An 11,714-nucleotide genomic window follows, 5' to 3' on the forward strand; every position below is an offset into this window, starting at 1 on the left:
AGGTTTACGCAGATGAGCAAGACTTCTCTCGATAAGAGCAAGATCAAGTTCCTTCTTCTGGAAGGCGTCCACCCATCGGCCGTCGAAGTTCTGAAGGCCGCCGGGTACTCCAGCATTGAGTACATCACCAGTTCTCTGCCGGAAGCCCAGCTCAAGGAAAAGATCGCCGACGCGCACTTTATCGGCATTCGCTCCCGCACTCAGCTGACCGAAGAAATCTTCGATCACGCCAAGAAACTCGTGGCGGTCGGCTGTTTCTGCATCGGCACCAACCAGGTCGACCTGTCTGCTGCGCGCGAGCGCGGCATCGCGGTGTTCAACGCACCGTACTCCAACACCCGTTCCGTTGCGGAGCTGGTGCTGGCCGAGGCCATCCTGTTGTTGCGCGGCATTCCCGAGAAAAACGCCTCCTGCCACCGTGGCGGCTGGATCAAGAGCGCGGCCAACTCCTTCGAGATCCGTGGCAAGAAGCTGGGCATCATCGGCTACGGCTCGATCGGTACCCAGTTGTCGGTCCTGGCTGAAGGCCTGGGCATGCAGGTGTTCTTCTACGACACCCTGACCAAGCTGCCATTGGGCAACGCCACCCAAGTGGCCAGCCTGACCGAGCTGCTGGGTATGTCCGACATCGTGACCCTGCACGTTCCGGAAACCGCTGAGACCCAGTGGATGATGGGCGAGAAGGAAATCCGCGCCATCAAGAAGGGCGGCATCCTGATCAACGCGGCACGCGGTACTGTGGTCGAACTGGACGCCCTGGCCGACGCGATCAAGGACAAGCACCTGATCGGCGCCGCCATCGACGTGTTCCCGGTCGAGCCTCGCTCCAACGACGACATCTTCGAAAGCCCGCTGCGTGGCCTGGACAACGTGATCCTGACCCCGCACATCGGTGGTTCCACCGCTGAAGCCCAAGCCAACATTGGCCTGGAAGTGGCCGAGAAGCTGGTCAAGTACAGCGACAACGGTACTTCGGTATCGTCCGTGAACTTCCCGGAAGTGGCCCTGCCGGCTCACCCTGGCAAGCACCGTCTGCTGCACATCCACCAGAACATCCCTGGCGTGATGATGGAGATCAACAAGGTCTTCGCGGAAAACGGCATCAACATCTCCGGTCAGTTCCTGCAGACCAACGAGAAGGTCGGCTACGTGGTGATCGACGTCGACGCCGAGTACTCGGACCTGGCGCAAGAGAAGCTGCAGCACATCAACGGCACTATCCGTAGCCGCGTGTTGTTCTAAGGTTTCAACCGCACCACGAAAAAGGGAGCCCCTAGAGGCTCCCTTTTTTGCATCTGAACAAATCTTACTTGACGTTAACCGTGACGACTTTCGAGGCTACAGTGGGCTCGAACTGGCGGTGCACGTTATCGCCCGCTACCAGCTGCAAGGTGTGTTTGCCTGGGGTCAGTGTCAGCTCGGTTTCGGTTTGCGCCTTGCCGAAATGAATCGAGGTGGCAGTGGCCGGGATAGCCTCGTCTGCTTTGAGCGACGTTACGTCCTGGTCGACCAGCAGGTGATGGTGACCGGCACCGGGCACCTGCTTGTCGATCGGTTCCAGGTCCAGACCCTTCACGCCAAATTTGACGGTGAAGGTCTTGTCGACGGTCGCGCCATCTTTGGGCGATACGATAAACACCTCGGCGCCTTTGGGGGCGGGGGTGCGCGGAACATCAGCAGCATTCGCCAACATCGAAGCACCCAGCATCAGGGAGGCCAGGGTGGCACGGGACAAAAGGGCTTTCATTCGCTTCTCCAGTTTTTCTGTGAAATCTGTAGGGTTATGACAACTTCGCGACAAATTGCTGTCCAAGGCACTCAACACCATAGCAAAGCGATGCTGACCGGCGCCTCGCACATAAAAATTCTCTAGGAGTGACCATGCGCTTTTCGCCTGGCCTGTTACTGCTGCTTCCCCTTCTGAGCCCACTGGCTCACGCCGAACTGGTCGATGATGTGTTCGATCGTGGCGAACTGCGCATCGCCCTTGAAGCCAATACGCCACCGTTCAACTTCAAGGACGGCGACAAACTCACCGGTTTTGAAGTGGAACTGGGTGAACTTCTGGCCAAGGAAATGGACGTGCGCTCCTCGTTCATCACCACCGATGACGCCGACTTGCTGCCAGGGGTGGCAACCGGCAAGTACGACGTGGCCATCAACCATATCGCTAAGACTGCCGACCTTGAGGATCAGTTCGATTTCAGCGAGGTTTATCGCGAGAAGCCCGATTTGGCGATCCCGTTCCAAAAGGGTAACCCGGCGTTCAAGACGAGCCTGGACGGCGCGCTGAAACGGCTGAAGGAGGATGGCCGGTTAAAGGCGCTGTCGCAGAAGTGGTTTGAGGGAGAAGCCCCGACTACAGCTGCGCCAGTGCCTGCGCAGCCTCAGCCAGCTCCAGCTCACTGAACACCTGCACGCCGTGCCGCTTGAGCAGCGCCGCGGTTACGCCCTCGCCACTCACTTTCACGCCGGTAAAGGTACCGTCATAGGTGAGCAGGTTGCCGCAGGATGGACTATTGGCCTTGAGCACCGCGATGCGGATATCGTGGCGTTGCACCAGCGCCAGTGCCTGGCGGGCGCCATCAAGGAACGCTGCGCTGAAATCTTCGCCCTCGGCCGTCAGCACCTGGGCACGCCCCTCCCACACATCCACACCCTGCCCGCCGGGGATCTCGGCGGCAGGTCGTGGCGTTGGCAAACCACCCGACACTTCCGGGCAGATCGCAACCACACGCCCCTCGGCCTGCCACGCTGCCAATTGGTCGAACGGCCCGCTGGCCCCGCCGTCGTAACGCACCTTGTGCCCGAGCAGGCAGCGGCTGATCAGAATCTTTTCCATGTTTAAAACGGCTCGTTGCCCCGCCGGCGAAACCAGCCGGTGAGGGACAGGCGTTCGCGCGTGGCGGGCATGACTTCGTGGGGCACCTCGCCCGACAGGAACACCACCAGGCAACCGCCTGTGGGCACCACGTCGTATTCGACGCCGTCCTTGAGGTACATGCGCAACTGGCCGCCATGCTCGGGCAGCCAGGCGTCATTCAAGTAGATCACCGCCGAGACCATGCGCCGGTCATCGTCGCGGAAACGGTCCAGGTGCTTGAGGTAAAACGCCCCCGGCGGGTACATCGCGAAGTGGCTCTCGAAGTCTTCCAGGCCCAGGAACAGGCCACGGTTCATCGCCAGGCGCAGGCTGTCCATCACCGCCATATAGGTGTCGCAGACTGCCGCATCGCCCTCTTCCAACCATTGGATGTGGTCACCGCGAATGCCTTCGCGGATCTCCTGGGCCGGGCCGCGCCCTACCGCCGCCGGGGCCAGCTCACCTTCGGCCTTGCGTTTACGGCACTCAGCCGCCAGTTCCAGGGTCAGAGCCTGGGGCAGGAAGCCGTCCTGTCGGGACCAGCCCTTTTCGGCCAGGTCGTCGACAATACGTTGCAGCAAGGGGTGATCGAGGGGTATTTGCATGGCGCGCATAGTATCCATACGCCTGTGAATCCGACAGAGCCGCCGAGCGTCTGAATGTACTTTAGTCAGGTGACTGATAGGACTTCTCGACAAATCCTACGCCCGACACGGACAATAGTGGCCGACTGACAGGAGTCCCTATGCGTCGTTTGTTTTTTTCCTTGCTGATGTTCTGCGTTTTGCCCGCCTGGGCAGACGGCTATGACCAGTTGTACAAGGTCGCCGGCTGGGCCGAACAACGTGCGCATTTCAATGACGCCCTCAGTGCCGCCCAGCAACGCTACCGCAATAGCCTGCCGCCAGCGGTGTACCAGGCGCTGGTGGACAACAGTAGTAAACGCTTTGCCGCCCAGGCGGTGGACCAGCGTGCCGAAGCACAGCTGCGCAAGCACCTGGCGGACCCTAAGCCAGCCCTGGCGTTTTTCCAATCGCCCCTGGGCCGCAAGATTGTTGCCGCCGAACTGCTCGCCACCCGCCGCGACCAACTGGCGAAAAACGCCCAGGGTTTGCCGAAAATCGAAGCCGACGCCACCCGCAGCCTGATCATCGGCCACCTGGCCCAGGCCCTGCCGGCGCGCGAAGCCGGCGCGGAAGTCAGCCTGGCGATTGCCGGCGTGGCGGCCGACAGCCTGAGCCAGATGATCCCCGGCCTGCTGGGCGGCGGCCAGGCCCAGGGTATGTTGAATGGCCAACGCGAGCGGTTGATGCAGCAGATCGACAAGGACCTGAACAACACACTGCTGTACGTTTATCGGGATCTGTCCGACCCGGAGCTGGAAGAATTCGCGACGTTTGCGGAGTCGCCGGAGGGTAAGGCGTATTACCAGGCGGCGCTTGCAGCCATCCGCGCCGGGCTGGCGGTCGGGCAAAGCACTTCCAGCCTTACGCAGTAAAAAATGTGGGAGGGGGCAAGCCCCCTCCCACATTTGGCTCGCGTTAGTTCAGGTGTTGGGTGAGATAGCTGAAGTACTGCTCACGAATCTCCGGAATCTCATTGGCCAAATGATGCCTGCCACGCGGCAGCATCAACACCTCCGGCTGGTCGAACTTGCTGCGCAACACCTGCAGGTTGTGCTGCCAATCCACAGTCATATCCTCTTCACCCTGCACAATCACCGGTCGCCGAGGGCTGTGCGGTGCGGCTTCGATGCGTTTGATCCAGCGCGCCAGGGCCCCCACCCAGGCAGTGGGCAACTGGCGCGGTTGCAGCGGGTCGGCTTCAAGGAACGGTTTGAACGCGGGGTCATTGGTGTTTTCGCTGAACCGCCGCGCAATGCCTTTGACGAACGGGCGCAACAGGTAATAGCTGAGCTGCGACCAACCCCAGGCACGCGGGCGCACCAGGGGGGACAGCAGGAAGGTCTTGCCCTGGGCCGGGCTGTCGGCGCCGTGGTTGAGCAGGTGGTCCACCACCACCGCGCCGCCGGTGCTTTGCCCGAACAGGTGCCAGGGTTGCGGCAACTGCAGGGCTTCGGCCTGGGTAAACAGGGCCTGCAGCACGTGCTGGTACACCGCGAAATCATCGATGCTGGCGCGCGCGCCGCTGGACAGCCCGTGCCCTGGCAGATCGCAGGCGATCACCACAAAACCCTGGTCCAGCGCCCACTTCACCACATGGCGGTACAGGCCCATATGGTCGTAGAAGCCGTGGTACATGAACAGCGTCGCCACAGGCTTGGGCGGCCACCACACTTGCGCGACCACCTCGAAACCGTCCACCTCGAAGCGCCCCAGGCGGCTCACGGCCTGGTCCAGCCCGTAGAAACGCTGGTAGACCCGTGCCTCGGCTGAAAGCGGTTGCGCATCCACCAGGGGCTGCAAGCTTTCGCGCAGATGATCGGGGTCAAAGGTAACGGGCATAAAGGCTTCCAGACTGGCGGCGAAGATGAATATCGAGCTGCGATATTCATCTGTCAGGACAAGCATGGCAAGCTACGCGACCTTCGAGGATACATCTGAATGCGACCGCCCTACCGCACCGCCCTATTCGCCAGCCTGATCCTGGTTATCTGCGCCGGCGTGCTGTGGGCGGCCTATGACTGGTTCCAGGGCCGCTACCTGCGCGCCTTCAGCGAACACACTGCGGTGTTTTCCGGCGACCCATTGAAGCTGCCCGCCGACCTCGCCGGCCCCGGCCCGATCCGCCTGGTGCACTTCTGGGACCCGGCCTGCCCGTGCAACGTCGGCAACCAGCAGCACCTGGGCGAGCTGATCGAGCAATACGCACCCCAAGGCGTCGAGTTCTATGCCCTGCAAAAACCCGGCAGCCACGGCCAACTGCCCGACAACCTGCGCACGATGAAAACCCTCAGCGCCCTGCCCGGCGCCGACCAGGTGCCGGCCAGCCCAGCCGTGGGGATCTGGGATCGCACAGGCAAGCTCGCGTATTTCGGCCCCTACAGCGAGGGCCTCACGTGCAACTCCAGCAACAGCTTCATTGAGCCGATCCTCAAGGCCCTAGACGCGGGACGCCAGATAAATGCTACTCACACCCTGGCAGTGGGCTGCTATTGTTCGTGGCCAAAAGGCTCGTAACCCGCCTCTCTCTTGGTAAGGAATGTTCATGAAGCGCGTCTTGCAGGTGTTCGCGGTTCTGGTCGTGCTGGCTGCCCTTGGCGCAGGCGCGTACGTCTATAGCAAACAGCCCACCCGCCAGGGCACGGTGACGCTGGCCAACCTGCAAGGCTCCGTCACGGTGCGCTATGACGACCGTGGCGTGCCGCATATCCGCGCCGAGAACGAAACCGACCTGTACCGCGCCCTCGGCTATGTGCATGCCCAGGACCGTCTGTTCCAGATGGAGATCATGCGGCGCCTGGCCCGTGGCGAACTGGCCGAAGTGCTCGGCCCCAAAGTGCTGGAGACCGACAAGCTGTTTCGCAGCCTGCGCATTCGCGACCGCGCCGCGACCTATGTGGCGCAACTGGATCATGAGTCTGCGCACTGGAAGGCCCTGCAAGCCTATCTGGACGGGATCAACCAGTATCAGGACAGCCACGCCCGCCCGATGGAGTTCGACGTGCTGGGCATCCCCAAGCGGCCGTTCACCGCCGAAGACACCATCAGCGTCGCCGGGTATATGGCCTACAGCTTTGCCGCCGCGTTTCGTACTGAGCCTTTGCTGACTTACGTACGCGACCAATTGGGCAGCGACTACCTGAAAGTCTTCGACCTCGACTGGCAGCCCAAGGGCGCCCTCAACCTCGCCGCCAGCGATTGGCAGACCCTCGGCGCCCTCGCCTCACTGAGCGAACAGGCCCTGGCCGACAACGGCTTGCCGCAGATCGAAGGCAGCAACGCCTGGGCCATCAGCGGCAACCGCACCAAGAGCGGCAAGCCGTTGCTGGCGGGTGACCCGCATATTCGTTTCTCGGTGCCATCGGTGTGGTACGAGGCGCAGCTGTCGGCGCCGGGTTTCGAGTTGTATGGCTATCACAATGCACTGGTGCCGATGGCTTTCCTGGGGCACAACCTGGATTTCGGCTGGAGCCTGACCATGTTCCAGAACGACGACCTCGACCTGATAGCCGAGAAGGTCAACCCAGACAACGCCAACCAGGTCTGGTACCACGGCCAGTGGGTCGACATGACCCGCACCGAGCAACAGATCGCGGTGAAGGGCCAGGCGCCGGTAACATTGACCCTACGCCAATCACCCCACGGCCCGATCATCAATGACGTGCTCGGCGAAAACGCCGGCAAGACCCCGATTGCCATGTGGTGGGCGTTCCTCGACACCCAGAACCCGATCCTCGAAGGCTTCTACCAGCTCAACCGCGCCGACACCCTGGCCAAAGCGCGAGCCGCAGCAGCCAAGGTCTCCGCGCCGGGCCTGAATATCGTGTGGGCCAACGCCAAGGGTGATATCGGCTGGTGGGCAGCGGCGCAATTGCCGATCCGCCCGGCCGGAGCCAACCCCGGTTTCATCCTCGATGGCAGTACCGAACAAGCCGACAAGTTGGGCTTCTACCCCTTCACCGCCAACCCCCAGGAAGAGAATCCGGCACGCGGTTATGTGGTGTCAGCCAACGCTCAGCCCGTGTCGCCCACCGGCATGGAGATCCCCGGCTATTACAACCTGGCCGACCGTGGCCAGCAGTTGAATGCACAGTTGAGCGACAAGAGCGTGAAATGGGATGTGAACAACAGCCAGGCCTTGCAACTGGGCACCACCACGGCTTTCGGCCCGCGCCTGCTGGCGCCGCTGCTGCCGGTACTGCGTGAGGTGGTCAAGGACCCGGCGCAGCTGAAACTGGTGGAGCAGCTTGCCAGCTGGAAGGGTGACTACCCGCTGGACTCCACCAGCGCCACGCTGTTCAACCAGTTCCTGTTCAACCTCGCGGACGCAGCCTTCCACCCGAAACTCGGCGACAGCATGTTCAAGACCCTGCTCACCACCCGTGTGATTGACGCCGCCCTGCCACGCCTGGCCGCCACGCCGGACTCACCGTGGTGGGACGGCAAGCGCGCCGACGCCGTCAAGCTCGCCTGGGACAACAGCCTCGCGCACCTCAAGGCCACCCTTGGCGATGACCCGAGCCAATGGCAGTGGGGCACCGCACATACCCTGACCCACGTTCATCCGCTGGGCATGCAGAAGCCTTTGGACAAGGTGTTCAACGTCGGCCCGTTCCCTGCGCCGGGCACCCATGAAGTGCCGAACAACCAGTCGGCCATGATCGGCCCGGCGCCATGGCCGGTCACCTACGGCCCCTCGACCCGCCGCCTGATCGATTTCGCCGATGTGGCCCACGCGTTGACCATCAACCCGGTCGGGCAAAGTGGCGTGCCGTTTGACCGACACTACAGCGACCAGGCCGAAACCTACATCGAAGGGGGCTACGAGCAGGCGCACTTCACCGATGAGGAAGTGACGGCCAATACGCGCGGGACGCTAAAGCTGTTGCCCGCCAGATAACCGCTTAAAACGCGGTCAACCTGTGGGAGCGGGCTTGCTCGCGAATGCGGTGGATCAGTTACATCACAAGTGACTGACACACCGCATTCGCGAGCAAGCCCGCTCCCACATTGGATATACGCTACAGCGGCTACCGTGCCCGCACCCGCCCCGGCGCCTCGCCGTAGGTTTCCTTGAACTTCTTGCTGAACGCCGCCTGGGACTGGTAACCCACCTGGGCGGCGATATCCAGCAGGCTCAGGTGTGACTGGCGCAACAGGTTGAACGCCAGCTCCATGCGCAATTGGGTCAGCAGCACCCACGGCGATACGCCCGCGACTTTCACAAAGGCCCGCATGAAGGTGGCGCGTGACATCGTCGCAGCGGCCGCCAGGCTGTCGATGGTCCACTCATACCCTGGATCGGCCAGCATGGCTTGCCAGGCCTTGCTCAGGCGCTTGTCGGTAAGCAACGCGAAAGTGCCGGCGACCGGGGCCTGACGGGCGAGCCAGGCGCGCAGGATCAGGGTAAACAGCGCCGATGACAACGCATCGATAAACGCGCGGGCGCCGAGTTGCTGGCCGTCCGCTTCGCTGCGCAATAACGCGATCAACGCCGCCAGTTGCCCGTCGCCCTGCCACTCGCGGCTGGACACCACCAGGTATTCCGGCAACGCGCCGAGCAGCAGCGACTGGCGGTTGTAGTGAAAGCTGCCGCAGAGCATGTCCAGGTCCGGCTGGTCACCGCCCAGGCGGTGCACCGTGAGCACACCGCCTTCGATGACCTTGGGTTGCATCGGCCGGATCCGCGCGCCCTGGCTGCGCAGCAAGTGCGTGGCACCGCCGGGCATCAGCAAAATATCGCCCTGCTCCAGGGTCACTTGCTGCCCACCCGACAACTCGGCGCGGCAAATGCCACTGAGCACAATGTGATAGGGCGCCACGCCAAAACTTTCCGGCGCATGGTCCAAGGCCCAGTCGCCCTGGAATTGGCAGCGCAGATCCAGACTGCCGCGCAGGTTAGCCAGCGCGATAAGCGTGTCGATCGAATTCATTTGCGAGCATCGGTCAAAAACATGAGCGGATTGAACAATAACGCCGCCCCCGAACGGAAGACACTGGCTCCACACCACCCAACCCGTTGAGGAGTTACCGCAATGTTCAATAACTGGTCCGACTTGCTGCCTACCGTGAAGAAAGCCTTTGGCGCGCTGGGCAAGAGCAACCCGAAGATGGTCAAAGCCTACATGGCGCTGGGCGAAGCTGCCGAGGAAAACAACGTCCTCGATGCCAAGACCCGTGAACTGATTTCCATCGCCGTGGCCATTACCACCCGCTGCGACGGTTGCATCGGCGTGCATGCCGACGCGGCAATCAAGGCTGGCGCCACCCGCGAAGAAGTCGCTGCCACGCTGGCCACCGCGATCTCGCTGAATGCCGGCGCGGCGTACATCTACTCGCTGCGGGCGCTGGAAGCCTACGACACGCTCAAACCGGCGCCGCAAAGTTAAGCCGGAACTGTTGCGGCGTCACGCCCAGCCGGCGGTTGAACACACTGCGCATGTGCTGGGCGTCACGAAAGCCGCATTGATAGGCCACGGTCTTCAGCGGGGCGGGGCTACTTTCGAGCATCACCCGCGCCGCGTCCACCCGCGCGCGCTCGACAAACTCCGCCGGCGTGATCCGCGCCTCGCGGGCAAACACCCGGGAAAAGTTGCGCGCACTCATGTTCGCGGCCTTGGCCAGGTCGGCGATGGTCAGGTCCCCGGTCAGGTTCGCCAACACGTACAACTGCACCAGCGCCACCGCCGAGGTGGTTTCGGCATGGGGCGTCAGAAACGGGCTAAACTGCGACTGCCCACCCGACCGCTGGGTGAACACCACCAGGCGCTTGGCCACGCTCAGCGCGACTTCCGGCCCATGATCCTGGGCCAGTAGATACAACGACAGATCAATGCCCGCCGTGACCCCGGCCGAGGTGTAGAGATTACCGTCCTGCACGTAGAGGCGGTCGGCTTCGACCTGGGCCGTGGGGCACAGGCGCGCCAGATCCGCCGCATCGTTCCAGTGGGTGGTGACGGTTTTCCCGTCCAGCAGCCCGGCGCGAGCCAGCATGAAGGCGCCGTTGCAGATCGAGCCGAAACGTTGCGCACGGGCCGTGGCACCCCGCAGCCAAGCATCGAACTCGGCGCCGAAATCTTCGAAGGGCAACTGCGGGCCGCCCGCCACCAGTAGCAGGTCATAGGGCTCAAGGGCATCGCTGTAATGCCGGTGGGCCTGCAATGAAAGGCCGTTGGAGGCGGCCATGCTGCCGTGGCCAACGCCAATGACCTCCAACTGGTAATGGTCCTGCGACGGCAGAAAACGGTTGGCTTCGCAGAACACGTCCATGGGACCGGTCACGTCCAGTGACTGGACGCCGGGGAAGATCAGGATGGCGACGGTTTTGCTCATGAGCAGGCACACCTTCTCTAACTGGATAAACACAGAACCCCTGTGGGAGCTGGCTTGCCTGCGATGCAGACGCCTCGATCATTCAGGTATACCGAGTCGATGCTATCGCAGGCAAGCCAGTTCCCACATTTGACCGAATACACCTTTGGCACGATGTACAACCACATTGGCCGGGATTGCTCCCTCGCCGCAATGGCCCCTTCGCTGGCACAAGACCAGACTGGAATCTTTCCAGAGGAGAACGACCATGAACACCACCATCGCCGGCATCCAGATCCCGGACAGCGCCCTGGCCAAGGCCACCACCGAATACATCCGCGACGTCGAATCCGACCTGCTCTACCACCACTCGCGCCGAGTGTTCCTGTTCGGCGCCTTGAGCGGTGAACGCAAACAACTGGCCTACAACCCGGAGTTGCTTTACGTCGGCGCGATGTTCCATGACCTGGGCCTGGTGGAAGGCCATCGCAGTGACAACGAGCGCTTCGAAGTCGACGGTGCCAACGCTGCGGCCGCGTTCCTCAAGCCGTACGGGCTGAGCGATGACGATATTGAACAGGTGTGGCTGTCCATCGCCCTGCACACCACGCCGGGTGTGCCGCAACATTTGCGCCCGACCGTGGCGCTGGTGACGGCCGGTGTGGAAATGGACGTGCTGGGCATGGACTATGCCGCGTTTTCCAGCGTGCAGCGCGAAGCCGTGGTGCATGCGCATCCACGCGGTGAAGGGTTCAAGGAGTGCATCATCTGCGCGTTTGCCGACGGCTTGCGCCATCGTCCGCAGACCACATTTGGCAACGTGAAGACAGATGTGCTGGTGGATCAGGAGCCGGGGTTCAAGCCGATGAATTTTGTTGAAGTGATCCGCAAGTCGCCGTGGGTCGCATAGTTGACTT

Annotated in this window: 13 protein-coding genes; 7 read left to right on the forward strand and 6 right to left on the reverse strand. The window is 62.3% G+C overall.

What is annotated here, in order from left to right:
• The first annotated feature begins 12 nt into the window (after window positions 1-12).
• Window positions 13-1,242, forward strand: coding sequence for a phosphoglycerate dehydrogenase (gene serA / locus BLR69_RS19965; RefSeq protein WP_058426502.1), 1,230 nt, complete (start codon window positions 13-15; stop codon window positions 1,240-1,242).
• Between the two features lie 64 nt (window positions 1,243-1,306).
• Here the strand turns inward: serA and BLR69_RS19970 are convergent, their stop codons facing one another.
• Window positions 1,307-1,747, reverse strand: a complete 441-nt coding sequence (locus BLR69_RS19970; protein WP_071494524.1) for a DUF4399 domain-containing protein — start codon at window positions 1,745-1,747, stop codon at window positions 1,307-1,309.
• A 134-nt stretch (window positions 1,748-1,881) separates the two neighbouring features.
• Between BLR69_RS19970 and BLR69_RS19975 the strand changes: the two genes are divergently transcribed.
• Window positions 1,882-2,409, forward strand: coding sequence for a transporter substrate-binding domain-containing protein (locus BLR69_RS19975; protein WP_071494525.1), 528 nt, complete (start codon window positions 1,882-1,884; stop codon window positions 2,407-2,409).
• On the opposite strand, the gene BLR69_RS19980 is transcribed toward BLR69_RS19975, so the two are convergent.
• Window positions 2,360-2,842, reverse strand: coding sequence for a DUF523 domain-containing protein (locus BLR69_RS19980; RefSeq protein ID WP_071494526.1), 483 nt, complete (start codon window positions 2,840-2,842; stop codon window positions 2,360-2,362). The genes BLR69_RS19975 and BLR69_RS19980 overlap by 50 nt on opposite strands.
• 2 nt (window positions 2,843-2,844) lie before the next feature.
• Window positions 2,845-3,477, reverse strand: a complete 633-nt coding sequence (locus BLR69_RS19985; RefSeq protein ID WP_071494527.1) for a 2OG-Fe(II) oxygenase — start codon at window positions 3,475-3,477, stop codon at window positions 2,845-2,847.
• Window positions 3,478-3,608: 131 nt separating this feature from the next.
• Here BLR69_RS19985 and BLR69_RS19990 point away from each other — a divergent pair, with 131 nt between their 5' ends.
• Entirely contained in the window at window positions 3,609-4,361 is a 753-nt protein-coding gene (locus BLR69_RS19990) for a DUF2059 domain-containing protein (RefSeq protein ID WP_071494528.1), read from the forward strand.
• Window positions 4,362-4,404: 43 nt separating this feature from the next.
• On the opposite strand, the gene BLR69_RS19995 is transcribed toward BLR69_RS19990, so the two are convergent.
• The gene (locus BLR69_RS19995) at window positions 4,405-5,328 is read right to left on the reverse strand and encodes a phospholipase BipL (RefSeq protein ID WP_071494805.1); all 924 of its coding nucleotides are present in this window, start codon (window positions 5,326-5,328) and stop codon (window positions 4,405-4,407) included.
• Between the two features lie 99 nt (window positions 5,329-5,427).
• Here BLR69_RS19995 and BLR69_RS20000 point away from each other — a divergent pair, with 99 nt between their 5' ends.
• A complete protein-coding gene (locus BLR69_RS20000) occupies window positions 5,428-6,003 on the forward strand; it encodes a DUF6436 domain-containing protein (RefSeq protein ID WP_071494529.1) in 576 nt (191 codons plus the stop codon).
• A 28-nt stretch (window positions 6,004-6,031) separates the two neighbouring features.
• On the forward strand, window positions 6,032-8,386 hold the full coding sequence (locus BLR69_RS20005; RefSeq protein ID WP_071494530.1) for a penicillin acylase family protein: 2,355 nt from the start codon (window positions 6,032-6,034) through the stop codon (window positions 8,384-8,386).
• 130 nt (window positions 8,387-8,516) lie between these two features.
• Here the strand turns inward: BLR69_RS20005 and BLR69_RS20010 are convergent, their stop codons facing one another.
• Entirely contained in the window at window positions 8,517-9,419 is a 903-nt protein-coding gene (locus BLR69_RS20010) for an AraC family transcriptional regulator (protein WP_071494531.1), read from the reverse strand.
• Window positions 9,420-9,521: 102 nt separating this feature from the next.
• On the opposite strand from BLR69_RS20010, the gene BLR69_RS20015 reads away from it, so the two are divergent.
• Entirely contained in the window at window positions 9,522-9,875 is a 354-nt protein-coding gene (locus BLR69_RS20015; RefSeq protein ID WP_016973032.1) for a carboxymuconolactone decarboxylase family protein, read from the forward strand.
• On the opposite strand, the gene BLR69_RS20020 is transcribed toward BLR69_RS20015, so the two are convergent.
• A complete protein-coding gene (locus tag BLR69_RS20020) occupies window positions 9,853-10,818 on the reverse strand; it encodes a GlxA family transcriptional regulator (protein ID WP_071494532.1) in 966 nt (321 codons plus the stop codon). The genes BLR69_RS20015 and BLR69_RS20020 overlap by 23 nt on opposite strands.
• A 247-nt stretch (window positions 10,819-11,065) precedes the next feature.
• On the opposite strand from BLR69_RS20020, the gene BLR69_RS20030 reads away from it, so the two are divergent.
• Window positions 11,066-11,707: an HD domain-containing protein gene (locus tag BLR69_RS20030; protein ID WP_071494533.1), complete on the forward strand. Its 642-nt coding sequence runs from the start codon at window positions 11,066-11,068 to the stop codon at window positions 11,705-11,707.
• The last annotated feature ends 7 nt before the right edge of the window (window positions 11,708-11,714 follow it).

The organism is Pseudomonas azotoformans (assembly GCF_900103345.1).
GTDB classification, from domain to species: domain Bacteria; phylum Pseudomonadota; class Gammaproteobacteria; order Pseudomonadales; family Pseudomonadaceae; genus Aquipseudomonas; species Aquipseudomonas azotoformans.